Source organism: Methylophaga frappieri, assembly GCF_000260965.1.
Taxonomy (GTDB): domain Bacteria; phylum Pseudomonadota; class Gammaproteobacteria; order Nitrosococcales; family Methylophagaceae; genus Methylophaga; species Methylophaga frappieri.
In genome coordinates this window covers 1,727,501-1,741,400 of sequence record NC_017856.1, presented here as the reverse complement: position 1 = coordinate 1,741,400, position 13,900 = coordinate 1,727,501, and the positions used below count along the sequence as shown (strand labels likewise).

Below are 13,900 nucleotides of genomic sequence, written 5' to 3'. Positions count from 1 at the left end.
GAAAAACGTTTGCCAATAGGCCAAAATCAGCGTGTTTAGTTAAAGAGGTAGTAATGCAGCAAAGTGATTTTTCTGATAATTGGCAGCATATTTTAGCTGAGCAGCCAACGATGGCAGACAGTGCGCTGACGGTATTGGCGGGGAGTGATTATGTCGTGCAGCAAGGGGAACGTAAACCCGAGCAAGTAAAGACGCTTCTGGCCAGTGATGATATCCGTCAGATCTATGATGACGAGACATTGCAGCAACGCTTGCCGGTGATTCTGGATACGGTCACAGAGGAAGCGGCCCTGCACCAGACGCTTCGCCAATTTCGTCATCGTGAAATGGTACGTATTATCTGGCGTGATTTGGCTGGCTGGGCGGATTTGGCGGAGACAACCCGGGATCTGTCTGCGCTGGCTGATGCCTGTATTTGTGCGACTTTGGCAAAATTGTACCAATGGCAGACTGCTACTGACGGCACGCCGCTGAATAACGATGGCGAACCGCAGCAGTTGGTTGTTTTGGGAATGGGCAAGCTGGGGGCCGGTGAGTTAAATCTTTCTTCAGATATCGATCTTATTTTTTGTTACGAGGACGAGGGTGAAACACAGGGGGGAAGGCGTAGTTTAACCCACGGTGAATTTTTCACCCGTTTAGGCCGGAAGCTGATTCAAGCACTGGATAATGTGACCCCGGAGGGTTTTGTTTTCCGCGTCGATATGCGCTTAAGGCCGTTTGGCGAGAGTGGGGCGCTGGCGGCCAGCTTTGATGCCATGGAAGAGTACTACCAAACTCAAGGGCGTGAGTGGGAACGCTACGCCATGATTAAAGCAAGACCCATTACCGGCACGGAGGCCGAGCGAAAAGGGATTAGCGCGTTATTACGACCCTTTGTCTACAGACGCTATCTCGATTACGGCATGTTTGAGTCTCTACGCGAAATGAAAGCCATGATTGCCAGTCAGTTGCAACACAAAGGCATGGAAGACAACATCAAATTGGGAGCGGGTGGCATTCGTGAAATTGAGTTTATTGGTCAGGTGTTTCAACTTATTTACGGCGGGCGTGATAAACCTTTACAACAACGACCTATTCTGATCATTTTGGATTTGCTGGCTTCACGTCAATTATTGTCTGACTATGCTGTGCAAGCGTTGAAAACGGCTTATGACTTCTTACGCCGAAGTGAGCACCGAATTCAGGCCTATGCCGATCAGCAAACGCACCTGTTACCGAAGCAAGCGATAGATCGTCAAAGGCTAGCCAGTTTGATGGGGTTTGCCGATTGGGCTGCGTACTTGCAGGTGTTGCAGGAGCATCGTCAACAAGTGCATGAACATTTTGAGCAACTGCTGGCATCACCTCAAGCCGACGATGAAGACGCGGATAAAAATTTATCCTTATTTACCGCAACAGATGAGCAGCGGACTGACTATTTGCAACGGTGGGGTTATCAAGATGCTGAGGCCAGCCTGAATACGATTGATAACTTGCTTAACGGTCATGCTTGCAGAAACCTCAGTGTGACGGGGCGAAATCGCTTGAAAAAGCTCTTGCCATTATTGGTTCAGGCAGCAGCAGGAACAGCCGATCCGGATACTTGCCTGAAACGGCTTATTCCGCTGATGGAGTCCATTATGCGCCGCAGTGCCTACATGGCACTGTTGGTTGAAAATCCGCTGGCCTTATCACAGTTGATCAAGCTGGCCGCGGCGAGTCCGCTGATCAGTCAACTGCTGGCCCGGTTTCCAGTGTTGCTCGATGAGTTACTGGATCCACGTAGTCTGTATGAAGTGCCAGATAGACAGACGCAGACACAAAGATTGGCTCAATATCTGGCCTCTGTCGATGAACATGATCTTGAGCAACACATGAATCGGCTTCGCGAGTTTCGCCAGATTGCAACGCTGCATGTTGCTGCCGCTGATGTGACAGAGGTATTGCCTTTAATGCGGGTGGGCGATCAGTTGAGCGAGTTGGCTGAAATCCAGTTAGCACAAGTGTTTGTCTTGGCATGGCAGTACTTGACGCAGCGGCATGGTTTGCCACCCGGTGCGACAGCCAATGAAGCAGAGGCGCAAAGCGGATTTGCGGTGATTGCGTATGGCAAATTAGGCGGGCTTGAACTGGGCTATGGATCAGACCTGGATTTGGTGTTTATTTTTGACGATAGCCGAGAAGGGCTGACAGATGGGGAAAAGCCAGTAGAGCTAATGGTGTTTTATACTCGGCTGGCACAGCGTATGATTCATCTGATGTCCACCGTTACGGCGGGTGGCGCCTTGTATGAAGTCGATACTCGACTCAGGCCGAGTGGTAATGCGGGGCACTTGGTTGCGTCGATAAGCGGCTTTGCCCATTATCAACACGAAGAAGCTTGGACATGGGAGCATCAGGCTTTGGTCAGAGCGCGCTGTGTGTTGGGGGATCAGCGACTTATTGAAGCGTTTGCTGATATCCGGCAGCAAATATTAGCCAAGCAGCGTGATGAAACGCTGGTCTCGCAAGTTGCGGAAATGCGGGAAAAAATGCGACTTAATCTGGATAAGTCCAGTGAAGATAATTTCGACCTGAAACAAGGCAGAGGTGGCATCACCGATATTGAGTTTCTGGTGCAATATGCGGTGCTTGCCTGGTCGGCAGACTTGCCTGAGCTCATGATTTACACCGATAATATCCGGATTTTGGACGCATTGGCGGCAACGGGAAAACTCACCGAAAGTGAACGGGATGCGTTAGCAGACGCCTACCGTTTTTATCGCAGTGAGGCAAATCATTGCGTATTACAACAACAACCGGCACAGGTGCCGGTCGATCGAGTTGCTGATTACCGACCGCCGGTGCAGCAAATATGGCAACGCTGGCTTGGTTGAAGCCGGCACATTCAACAGAACGGAAGACAATATGGCAACAGTAACAATGGCTGATCGTGATGGCCTGATTTGGTTTGATGGTGAGTTTGTGCCATGGCGAGATGCCAAAGTTCATCTACTGACACATACATTGCACTATGGCATGGGGTGTTTTGAAGGGGTGAGAGCCTACAAAACCGATGCGGGTACGGCAATTTTTCGTTTGCATGAGCATACCAACCGGTTGTTTCGCAGCGCTAAAATTCTCGGCATGAAAATGCCCTTTGATAAAGAAACACTGAATCAGGCGCAGTTAGATACGGTCCGCGAGAACAACCTTGAGTCTGCTTACATTCGTCCAATGTGTTTTTATGGTTCAGAGGGGATGGGCATTCGCGCAGATAATTTGAATGTTCACGTGATGGTTGCTGCCTGGAGCTGGGGCTCTTATCTGGGTGAAGAGAACATGACCCGGGGGATTCGCATCAAGACGTCCTCATTCACCCGCCACCACGTTAATATCACCATGTGTAAGGCAAAAGCCAATGGCAATTACATGAATTCCATGATGGCTTTGCAGGAAGCGGTGAATTGTGGTTATGACGAAGCGTTACTGCTTGATGCTAATGGATTCGTCACCGAGGGCAGCGGTGAAAATTTCTTTATGGTGCGTGATGGCGTCTTATATACGCCTGATTTGACCTCTGCCTTGGAAGGTATCACTCGCGATACGGTTATTCGTCTGGCTACCGATTTAGGGTTAAAAGTGGTTGAAAAACGCATTACCCGTGATGAAGTTTACATTGCTGACGAAGCCTTTTTTACGGGGACTGCTGCTGAGGTGACGCCTATCCGAGAGCTAGATAACCGACCAATTGGTTCGGGTGGGCGTGGACCTATCACCGAACAATTACAAACCCTGTATTTTGATCAGGTCTATGGTCGTAGTGACTATTATCGTGATTGGAACTCATTGGTTTAGAACTAAAGCAAGATAGAGGTTAGAAACATGGCAGGTCATAGTAAATGGGCCAATATTCAGCACCGTAAAGGGGCTCAGGATGCAAAACGCGGCAAATTGTTTACCCGATTAATTCGGGAAATCACGGTCGCTGCTCGGATGGGGGGCAGTGACCCCGCTTCAAATCCGCGTTTACGGGCGGCGATTGATAAAGCGCTTGGCAGTAATATGACCAAAGACGTCATTGAGCGCGCCAGTAAACGGGGCGCCGGCGAATTGGAAGGGGTGGCGTATGAAGAAGTCCGTTATGAAGGCTATGGTCCGAATGGTATTGCCATCATGGTGGACTGCATGACCGATAACCGTAACCGCACGGTTGCGGAAGTGCGTCATGTCTTTACCAAGCGTGGCGGTAATATGGGTACGGATGGCTGTGTTGCCTTCATGTTTAATCAGAAGGGAATTATCAGCTTTGCCACGGATGTTGAAGAAGATGACATTATGGAAGTTGCTTTAGAAGCTGGCGCAGAAGACATCGTGACCAATGATGATGGCAGTATCGATGTATTCACGCCGCCGGAAGATTATGCGGCAGTGAAAGATGCATTGGATAATGCTGGATTTAGTGCGCAATCCGCTGAAGTCACCATGCACCCCGACAATACAGTTAGTCTTGAATTGGATGATGCCCAAAAAGCCATCGCGTTGATTGAGGCTTTTGAAGAGTTGGATGACGTGCAGCAAGTCTATTCAAATGCGGATTTCTCTGATGAGGTGATGGCACAGCTGGATAGCTGATGGCCGCCATACTATGTCTCGCATTCTTGGCGTCGACCCCGGCTCGCGTAAAACCGGATTTGGCATTATCGAGATGCAAGACAAACAAATTCGTCATGTTATCAATGGCAGGTTGATGGTTGGTGATGGCGATTTTGCCGACCGATTGAAACAAATATTTGAGGGCTTGACCGACTTGATCCAGCGCTATCAGCCGCAGGTGATGGCCATTGAAAAAGTTTTTTTACACAAAAATGCAGATTCGGCCTTGAAGCTGGGGCAGGCGCGTGGAGCGGCAATTTGTGCGGCAGTCAGCCAACAGTTGCAAGTGGCTGAATATACGGCCACGCAAATAAAAAAAGCAGTGGTGGGTAACGGGCATGCACACAAGTCACAAGTACAATATATGATGGCAATTATGATGCAGCTCTCAGATACCCCTGCCGAAGATGCCGCCGATGCGCTTGCTTGTGCGGTGGCACATGCACATCATGGCTGGCTGGGCACCAATAGCAAATTACCTGCTGGTATGCGAACAAGTCGCCGGCGCGGAGGGCGCTACAGTCGATGATTGGACGATTGAACGGAATTTTGCTTGAAAAGTTGCCGCCGGATCTGGTTGTGGATGTGAATGGTGTGGGCTATGAGTTATCGGCACCGATGTCAACTTTCGTGAATCTACCGGCTTTGCATGAACCGGTCAGCCTTTACACGCATTTGATTGTTCGTGAAGACGCTCATTTGCTTTATGGTTTTGCTTCTGATCGAGAACGACTGTTATTTCGCAGTTTGCTTAAGGTCAATGGCGTAGGCGCTAAGCTTGCTCTCACGATTTTATCGGGCAGTGATGTCGATAGTTTTGCACAGCGGATTCAGGAGGGGGATGCTGCCAGCCTGACCCGATTACCGGGCGTCGGTAAAAAAACGGCCGAACGGCTGATCATCGAAATGCGGGATCGACTTAAAGAAGTGGGAACCGCAATGGGACTGGACACGCAAGTTGTGCAAACCATGCCATCCGCATCTGGCACACGAAAAGAAGCGATCGATGCCTTAATTTCACTAGGTTACAAAGCCGCTGAAGCCGATAAAATGGTTCGCAGCATTGACTCAGATAATCTGTCGACGGAACAAATTATCCGTCTTGCCTTACAAAGAAGCTGATGATGGAAGATCGATTTATCTCCGCGACAGCTAATCAGGACGAAGCACGTCAAGATCGGGCAATCCGGCCGATTCAGCTAAGTGATTACATTGGCCAGTCAACGGTGCGCGAGCAGATGGAATTGTTTGTCTCCGCGGCGCGCAATCGTCATGAAGCCTTGGACCATACCTTGATTTTTGGACCGCCGGGCTTAGGCAAAACCACCTTGGCGCATATTATTGCCAATGAAATGGGCGTTAATCTGCGCCAGACTTCGGGACCAGTGCTTGAGCGGCCGGGCGATCTGGCTGCGCTACTGACCAATCTTGAAGCGAATGATGTGCTGTTTGTTGACGAAATTCATCGCTTAAGTCCGGTTGTGGAAGAAGTGCTGTATCCGGCGATGGAAGATTATCAAATCGATATTATGATCGGTGAAGGACCCGCAGCGCGTTCAATCAAGCTGGATTTGGAGCCTTTTACCCTGGTCGGTGCCACCACCCGTGCCGGGTCGCTTACCTCGCCATTAAGAGATCGGTTTGGTATTGTGCAACGTTTGGAGTTTTATCGGGTTGAAGATTTAAGCACGATTGTGCGTCGCAGCGCCGGCATTTTGGACGTGGTACTGGATGCCGCCGGTGCCGGTGAAATTGCCCGGCGTTCACGGGGTACACCGCGCATTGCCAATCGCTTACTGCGCCGCGTAAGGGACTATGCTGAGGTGAAGTTTGATGGCAGAATTACCGCTGAAATAGCCAGACAAGCCTTGGATTTGCTCGATGTGGATAATGTGGGCTTTGATATGCTGGATCGCAAGCTGTTATTCGCCATTATCGAAAAATTTGCTGGCGGGCCGGTAGGTCTGGATAATCTCGCCGCCGCCATTGGCGAAGAACGCGGCACCATAGAAGATGTACTAGAACCATACCTGATTCAGGAAGGGTATATGATGCGTACGCCAAGAGGCAGGGTTGCGACCAAACGCGCCTTTTTGCATTTAGGCCTGCAAGCCGACTTCGACCTGACGGGGGCGTGATGACAAAGTTCGACTGGCCTATCCGTGTTTATTATGAAGACACCGATAGCGGCGGCGTCGTTTATCACGCAAACTACCTGAGATTTATGGAAAGAGCCCGGACAGAATGGCTGAGGCAGCTGGGTTTTGAGCAGGATGTATTGCGTCGTGATGCTGGTATTTTATTTGCGGTACATTCCATGCAGTTGAATTTTCGCCAACCGGCCCGATTTAATGATCAATTGTTTGTCCGCTCAGCCTTGCACAAAATGAGCGGCGCTAGTATGCAGTTTGTGCAACAAGTTTTTAAAGACGAAACACAATTATGTGAGGCTATGGTCAAAGTCGCCTGTCTTAATGCCGAGACATTCCGAGCTTGTCCTATTCCCGATTTTATCCTGACGGAGATGCAATGTGAGTGCTGATATGTCGCTGCTTGGCCTGATTTCAGAAGCCAGCTTGCTGGTGAAACTGGTCATGCTGGTTTTATTGCTGATTTCGCTGTATTCGTGGACATTGATTTTTAAAAAACGGGCTGAACTGGCCGAGGCGCGGCGAGATGCCGATGCCTTTGAGGATAAATTCTGGTCCGGTAATGAACTTAACAAGCTCTATGAAGATATTACCGCGAGGCCGCATAGTGCACGGGGCATGGAAGGCATTTTTGAAACCGGGTTTAAAGAGTTTATACGCCTGAAAAAAACGGTACCCGATTCCAATTTTGTTTTAGAGGGGACGCAGCGCGTTATGCGCATATCGCTGGCCAGAGAAATAGACCAGTTGGAGGTCTCGCTACCGTTTCTGGCAACCGCGGGTTCCACCAGTCCCTACATAGGTTTATTTGGTACCGTATGGGGCATTATGAATTCATTCCGGGCGCTGGGTGAGGTGCAGCAAGCAACGCTGGCTATGGTTGCGCCTGGTATCGCTGAAGCCTTGATCGCGACAGCAATGGGTCTGTTCGCTGCGATTCCGGCTGTTATCGCTTACAACCGCTACTCGCATGAAGTAGAGCGATTGATTAACCGTTACGACACCTTTGTCGAAGAGTTTTCTTCGATACTGCAACGCCAACAAAGTTAATTTCGGAGCAGAACATGGCTGGTTATAAACCACTGCGTCAGCGCCGCAAGCCCATGGCCGATATCAATGTTGTTCCATACATTGATGTCATGTTGGTGCTGTTAATTATCTTTATGATTACCGCACCGCTGCTTACACAAGGTGTTCAAGTCGATTTGCCGCAAGCCGTGGCAAATCCGGTGGAGTCACCTGAAAATAGTGAGCCATTGGTGATATCAGTTGATGCTGAGGGGAATTATTACTCTTCCATCGGGGAAACACCGGATGAGCCGGTTGAAGCCAGTGTCCTGGCAGCCAGAGTTACCGCTGTATTGAAACGAAATCCTCAAGTTCCGGTCATGGTAAAAGGGGACGCCAGTGCCAATTATGGTCAGGTGGTCGGCTTGATGGCATTATTGCAACAGTCCGGTGTGCCAAATGTAGGACTCATTACGAAACAACCTGAAAACTAATTCAACAGACACCTCATCATGAAGCATCCAATATGGCAAAACTTTCTCGCAGGCGGTTACAGCACCGTGCTGCATTTGCTTTTGGTGCTTTTATTGTTGTGGAGTTTCGAGTTACCGAACAAACCAATCAAATTGGGTACAGGTGATGAGGTAGAAATTGTTCAGGCCGCGGTTGTTGATGAGCAGCAGATTCAGGAACAAATGGAAATGCTGCAAAAGCTGGAACAAGATGAACGCGATCGGGAAGCTGCGCGTCAGCAAAAATTAGATGATGATTTGAAAGCACAACAGGAAGCGATTCTCGAGAAACAGCGAGAAATGGCTAAGCTACAACAGCAGGAACGTGCTGAAGAGTTACGTCGATTAGAGGCTGCTGAAGCTGAAGAGCAGCGATTGGCTGACTTAGAAAAGCAGCGTCAAGAAGCTGAGGCGGCCGAAGCCGAACGTCAGCGCCAAGCTGAGGCTGCGGCTGAAGCAGAACAACAGCGGTTAGCTGAGCTGGAGAAACAACGCCAGCAAGCGGAAGCGGCCGAAGCCGAGCGCCAGCGCCAAGCTGAGGCTGCGGCTGAAGCAGAACAACAACGGTTAGCCGAGCTGGAGAAACAACGTCAACAAGCGGAAGCTGCCGAAGCCGAGCGTCAACGTCAAGCGGAAGCGGCGGCCGAAGCCGAAAGGCAACGGATAGCAGAACTTGAAAAAGAACGTGAAGCGGCCGAAAAAGCGGCGGAGCAAGCCAGACAAAAAGCGGCGGAAGAAGAAGCAAAACGCAAAGCAGCAGCAGAAGAAGCCCAGCGCAAAGCCGAAGAGGAAGCTCGACGCAAGGCCGAAGAGGAAGCTCGACGCAAGGCCGAGGAAGAATCAAAACGCAAAGCGGAAGAGGAAGCACGGCGAAAGGCAGCGGAAGAGGCCAGGCGTCGTGCTGAAGCTGATCTGCAGCGACAGCTGGATGCCGAAGCTGACCAACGTGAACAGACGCGAATCGCCGGTGTTTTGGATGTTTATGCTCAGCAAATTCAGCAGCGGGTGAAGCGCTATTGGGTCAAACCAGCCAACGCGACATCAGGCCTGTTGGTTACCTTAGAAGTAAAGCTGATTCCTGGTGGGGATGTGAAAAGTGTCAGAGTCATTAAAAGCAGTGGCAACAGTGTCTTTGACCGCTCTGCGGAAAATGCGGTCTACAAGGCAGCCCCGATGATAATGCCAAGTGATAAAGCCGCTGCCGAAAGGATTATTCGCGAAGGCATTGAGTTCGATTTTAAACCTGAATAAGAGGACAGACTATGGTCTTGAGATGGATGCAAATGATGCTGGCCACCGCCATGATGCTGTTGTCATGGCAGACGCACGCCGTACTGAAAATTGAAATTACGGGCGGATCTGGTGCGGCATTGCCAATTGCTATTGTGCCGTTTGGTGAAACTGGTATGACACCGCCGGAAGATATTGCTGAGGTTATAAAAAATGACTTGGCGAGTACCGGCCGCTTTGCGCCGGTTGATGAGGGTGATTTAATTTCGCGCCCAACCGAGCAGTCCCAGATTAACTTTACCGATTGGCGCTTGTTGCGTTCAGAGGGACTGCTGATCGGTAAGGTCAGTAGTCAGGATGGTGAAAATTATCAGGTACAGTTTCAATTGTTTGACGTTTACAAAGGCGAACAATTGGTCGGCAAACGCTATAATGTACCGGCCTCAGGGATGCGTAATCTGGCCCACCAGATTGCCGATATCGTCTATGAGACACTGACCGGTGAAAAGGGTATTTTCTCAACCCGTTTGGCGTTTGTGACACAGATCAACGCAACAGATGGCAATAAACGCTACGCTTTGCAGATTTCGGATGCTGACGGTGCGAACCCGCGGACGGTGTTACAGTCAACACAACCGATTATGTCACCAAGCTGGTCTCCGGACGGCGAACAGTTAAGCTATGTGTCCTTTGAAAATGGCAATACCGAGATTTTTGTGCAGCAGATGCGCAGTGGTCAGCGTAAATCAGTGGCGGCCTTTGATGGCATCAATAGTGCACCAGTCTGGTCACCAGATGGGCGTAAGTTGGCATTAACGTTGTCTAAAAATGGCAATCCGGAGATTTACGTACTGGAGTTGGCCAGTGGTGACTTATTGCGTATTACCAATAATTCTCAGGCGATTGATACTGAGCCGGTCTGGACTCCTGATGGCCGAAATATCATTTTTACATCGGATCGGGGCGGCAACCCGCAAATTTATAAAGTGCCGGCTAATGGTGGACGTGCAGAGCGGTTGACATTTGAAGGCGGCTACAATGCCTCGCCTGATTTGTCTCCGGATGGCACGATGATGGCCATGGTACATGGCACGAATGGCAAGTATTATATCGCTGTGCAAGATTTGAGCAGCGGCAGTGTACAGGTTCTCACTGAAAACGGCCGGGACGAGTCGCCCAGCTTTGCGCCTAACGGGCGTATGATCCTGTATGCTACAGAGCAAAAGGGCAACGGCGTTCTCGCTGCGGTCTCGGTTGATGGCCGGATCCATCAACGTTTAAGCGAATCCGGAAAAAAAGTGCGTGAACCAGCATGGTCACCACTGGATCAATAAACCTTTTTTCAGGAGTATTTGTTATGCAAAGTTTGAAGTTGTCCGCCCTGTTGATGGCTGCTTTGTGGCTGGCCGCCTGTAGTGGTAATACCACCAAAGATGGCGAATTAGCGGGAGATGATGTGCTGGTCGAAGATTTGGGCGCAAACAGTAGCGGTGTTGATGGTCGAAACGCCAATGGCGAAGACATGGGTGCCGAAGCGCGCGTTGTGGTGGGAGAAGGTAATTTTTCAGGTGATGAACTGAATGATCCGGATAGCCCATTGTCAAACCGAGTTGTGTACTTTGAATACGACAGTTCAACTGTTCGTGCTCAGGATCAGGCAACACTGGAAGCGCATGCGGAGTATTTAGGTAAAAACCCGAATATCACAGTTCGGCTGGAAGGCCACACTGATGACCGTGGCTCGCGTGAATATAACTTGGCGCTGGGTGAGCGGCGTGCGTTATCTATTCGGCAAATCCTGATGTTGCAAGGGGCTAGTGCGGATCAATTTCGCGTCACCAGTTTTGGTGAAGAACGTCCTGCTGCAGAGGGCAGTAACGAAACAGCCTGGGCGGAAAATCGCCGTGTTGAAATCGTCTACACAGGTCGATAAATGATGACAAAAAAAAGCCAAAAACGTTATGTGCTGGCTTTAATAGCGGGTGTCATGCTGACACCCGCTATCAGTATGGCGGAAACAGAAGCTGAGCTTATTCAGCGAGTGGACCGATTGGAGCGAATCATTCAAGGGCAAGGGTTAACTAACCTGATTACCGAGGTGGATCGACTGCAACGTGAAGTGCAGCGATTAAACGGGGCCAATGATGAGCTTCAACATGCATTAAAAAAAATGCAGGAAAGTCAGCGTGATCAATACATTGATTTAGACGAGAGAATGCAGGCGCTGACGATTCAGCCCCCCAGCTCAAATCAGGAACCAGTGGCGGAGCGTGCTGATAATGCCAGTCAAGCAGCCGATGCCGAATTAGCGACTTCAGCTAATAACTCGGATGGCACAACCTCAGACAATGGGCCTGTTTCAGTGGAAAGCGGTGAGGCAGCCTATCAGTCAGCTTTGCAAACGTTGCGTAGCGGACAGTACGAAGCAGCGATTGCGGAGTTGTCGAGTTTCCCGCAGCAATATCCAGGTAGCACCTATCTACCAAACGTTTATTACTGGCAGGGGGAAGCAAATTATGTCGTGCGTAACTTCCAGCAGGCGATAACCGCATTTCAAATTGTTTTGGATCAATATCCGAACAGCAATAAAGTTGCTGATGCGCTGTTAAAGCGTGGTTTTAGTGAACATGAGTTAGGCAATATCGCACAGGCGGAGTCAACGCTAAAACAAGTAGTTCAGACTTATCCAGACAGTGCTGCCGCACGACTGGCTGAGGTTCGGCTGGATCGTATCCAGCAGTCGCAATAAATTCTGGTGACACAACATCATGGCGCAATGTCGGGTCACCGAGATTTTTTATTCGTTACAGGGTGAGACCCGTACCGTTGGATTGCCGACGGTCTTCGTTCGTTTAACTGGTTGCCCACTACGCTGTGGCTATTGTGATACGGAATATGCGTTTTACGGTGGTCAAAAACGCGAGATCAGCGACATTGTTGCGGAAGTGGCAGCATATCAACCACGATACATTACCGTATCTGGTGGAGAACCATTGGCACAAAGCAGTTGCCGACAGTTATTAAGCGAGTTATGCGATCTTGGTGCGGAAGTGTCATTAGAAACAAGTGGCGCGATGGATATCAGTAATATCGATCCTCGCGTGATTCGTGTGATGGATCTAAAAACGCCGGGTTCGGGCGAAGAAAAACGTAATCGCTATCAAAATCTTCAATTGCTGACCACGCATGATCAATTAAAATTTGTGATCTGTCATCGACAAGACTATGACTGGTCCGTTGAAACCATCCGTACTTACCAATTGCAAGACCGTTGTGAACTGCTTTTTTCGCCGGTGCATAGCGAGTTAGATCCGGCGGAATTAGCCGAATGGATCATTGCTGATAACCTACCGGTCAGAATGCAGGTGCAACTGCATAAATATCTTTGGCAAGACGCGCAAGGCCGTTGATGACTGAACAGCGCGCCGTCATTTTATTATCGGGTGGTTTGGATTCGGCCACAGTGTTAGCCATGGCCCGCGCACAAGGCTATCGCTGCTATGCGCTGAGCTTTGATTATGGCCAACGCCACAGGACAGAACTACAAGCCGCCCAAAAAATTGCTGACCGCATTGGTGTCGATCAATACAAAACAGTACGTATCGATTTGCGAAATATCGGTGGCTCCGCATTAACGTCTGATATTGCTGTACCAGAACAGGAAAGCACCGGTATTCCCATTACCTATGTGCCGGCACGTAATACCGTCTTTATGTCAATTGCCCTAGGTTGGGCAGAAGTCTTGGAAGCCGATGCCATATTTGTTGGCGTTAATGCGGTTGATTATTCTGGCTACCCTGATTGCCGTCCAGACTATATTCATGCCTTCGAAGCGATGGCTAACCTAGCGACGAAGCGTGGTGTAGAAGGTCATAAGCTAAAGATCCATACCCCACTCATGCAGTTAACAAAAGCACAGATAATAAAAGAAGGTACCGCATTAGGGGTTGATTATGCGTTAACTATCTCGTGTTATCAGGCGAATGACTTCGGACAAGCCTGTGGTCGGTGTGACTCATGCCGATTACGCCGCCAAGGCTTTATTGAAGCTGGCTTAAGCGATCCAACGCTTTACCAATAAATTGTTACCCACCCTTGTCTTTAACAGCAGAATATTAAAAAAACGCTGTAAAAGACTTGTCATTTTTGACAAATCCAGTATTATGTCGCGCTTGGTTTGGGCCGTTAGCTCAGTTGGTAGAGCACCGGACTTTTAATCCGTTGGTCCTGCGTTCGAGTCGCAGACGGCCCACCATTTCATCACAAAATTTCTGCTTTAAAATTTCATTAAAGTGTCATAAATGTGATTGACGAACTTAAAAAGAAGCGTATAATTCTCGCTTCTTTGCTGGCTGAGATTGAGTTGGCAAAATGCTCTTTAAC

Annotated in this window: 15 protein-coding genes and 1 tRNA gene; all 16 read left to right on the top strand. The window is 49.5% G+C overall.

The annotated features are described in order from the left end of the window. Window positions 1-53: 53 nt before the first annotated feature. The 16 genes from glnE (at window position 54) to Q7C_RS08295 (ending at window position 13,772) form a co-directional block, all read left to right on the top strand. Window positions 54-2,858 carry a bifunctional [glutamate--ammonia ligase]-adenylyl-L-tyrosine phosphorylase/[glutamate--ammonia-ligase] adenylyltransferase gene (gene glnE, locus Q7C_RS08370; RefSeq protein WP_014704299.1) on the top strand — a complete coding sequence of 935 codons (2,805 nt, stop codon included), beginning with the start codon at window positions 54-56 and terminating at the stop codon, window positions 2,856-2,858. Window positions 2,859-2,889: 31 nt separating this feature from the next. Continuing rightward, entirely contained in the window at window positions 2,890-3,819 is a 930-nt protein-coding gene (locus Q7C_RS08365) for a branched-chain amino acid transaminase (RefSeq protein WP_014704298.1), read from the top strand. A 27-nt stretch (window positions 3,820-3,846) separates the two neighbouring features. Next, window positions 3,847-4,596, top strand: coding sequence for a YebC/PmpR family DNA-binding transcriptional regulator (locus Q7C_RS08360; RefSeq protein ID WP_014704297.1), 750 nt, complete (start codon window positions 3,847-3,849; stop codon window positions 4,594-4,596). A 13-nt stretch (window positions 4,597-4,609) separates the two neighbouring features. Beyond that, window positions 4,610-5,146 (top strand): crossover junction endodeoxyribonuclease RuvC, encoded by a 537-nt coding sequence (gene ruvC, locus Q7C_RS08355; protein WP_014704296.1) that lies wholly within the window; start codon window positions 4,610-4,612, stop codon window positions 5,144-5,146. After that, window positions 5,143-5,739 (top strand): Holliday junction branch migration protein RuvA, encoded by a 597-nt coding sequence (gene ruvA, locus Q7C_RS08350; protein WP_014704295.1) that lies wholly within the window; start codon window positions 5,143-5,145, stop codon window positions 5,737-5,739. The genes ruvC and ruvA overlap by 4 nt, the downstream gene beginning before the upstream one ends. Window positions 5,740-5,741: 2 nt before the next feature. Then, window positions 5,742-6,755, top strand: a complete 1,014-nt coding sequence (ruvB, locus tag Q7C_RS08345) for a Holliday junction branch migration DNA helicase RuvB (protein WP_238532367.1) — start codon at window positions 5,742-5,744, stop codon at window positions 6,753-6,755. After that, a complete protein-coding gene (ybgC, locus tag Q7C_RS08340; protein WP_041366674.1) occupies window positions 6,755-7,159 on the top strand; it encodes a tol-pal system-associated acyl-CoA thioesterase in 405 nt (134 codons plus the stop codon). The genes ruvB and ybgC overlap by 1 nt, the downstream gene beginning before the upstream one ends. Beyond that, entirely contained in the window at window positions 7,149-7,817 is a 669-nt protein-coding gene (gene tolQ / locus Q7C_RS08335) for a protein TolQ (RefSeq protein WP_014704292.1), read from the top strand. Before ybgC ends, tolQ begins: the two co-directional genes overlap by 11 nt. 14 nt (window positions 7,818-7,831) lie before the next feature. After that, window positions 7,832-8,269, top strand: coding sequence for a protein TolR (gene tolR, locus Q7C_RS08330; protein WP_014704291.1), 438 nt, complete (start codon window positions 7,832-7,834; stop codon window positions 8,267-8,269). Window positions 8,270-8,287: 18 nt separating this feature from the next. Further along, a complete protein-coding gene (tolA, locus tag Q7C_RS08325; protein WP_014704290.1) occupies window positions 8,288-9,538 on the top strand; it encodes a cell envelope integrity protein TolA in 1,251 nt (416 codons plus the stop codon). Between the two features lie 11 nt (window positions 9,539-9,549). Continuing rightward, window positions 9,550-10,851: a Tol-Pal system beta propeller repeat protein TolB gene (gene tolB, locus Q7C_RS08320; RefSeq protein WP_014704289.1), complete on the top strand. Its 1,302-nt coding sequence runs from the start codon at window positions 9,550-9,552 to the stop codon at window positions 10,849-10,851. A 23-nt stretch (window positions 10,852-10,874) separates the two neighbouring features. Next, window positions 10,875-11,450: a peptidoglycan-associated lipoprotein Pal gene (gene pal, locus Q7C_RS08315; RefSeq protein WP_014704288.1), complete on the top strand. Its 576-nt coding sequence runs from the start codon at window positions 10,875-10,877 to the stop codon at window positions 11,448-11,450. Next, window positions 11,451-12,266 carry a tol-pal system protein YbgF gene (ybgF, locus tag Q7C_RS08310; protein ID WP_014704287.1) on the top strand — a complete coding sequence of 272 codons (816 nt, stop codon included), beginning with the start codon at window positions 11,451-11,453 and terminating at the stop codon, window positions 12,264-12,266. 19 nt (window positions 12,267-12,285) lie between these two features. Further along, complete coding sequence (queE, locus tag Q7C_RS08305) at window positions 12,286-12,927, top strand: 7-carboxy-7-deazaguanine synthase QueE (RefSeq protein ID WP_014704286.1); 642 nt, start codon at window positions 12,286-12,288, stop codon at window positions 12,925-12,927. After that, the gene (gene queC, locus Q7C_RS08300) at window positions 12,927-13,598 is read left to right on the top strand and encodes a 7-cyano-7-deazaguanine synthase QueC (protein WP_014704285.1); all 672 of its coding nucleotides are present in this window, start codon (window positions 12,927-12,929) and stop codon (window positions 13,596-13,598) included. Before queE ends, queC begins: the two co-directional genes overlap by 1 nt. Window positions 13,599-13,696: 98 nt before the next feature. Beyond that, window positions 13,697-13,772 (top strand) — tRNA-Lys (locus Q7C_RS08295). The last annotated feature ends 128 nt before the right edge of the window (window positions 13,773-13,900 follow it).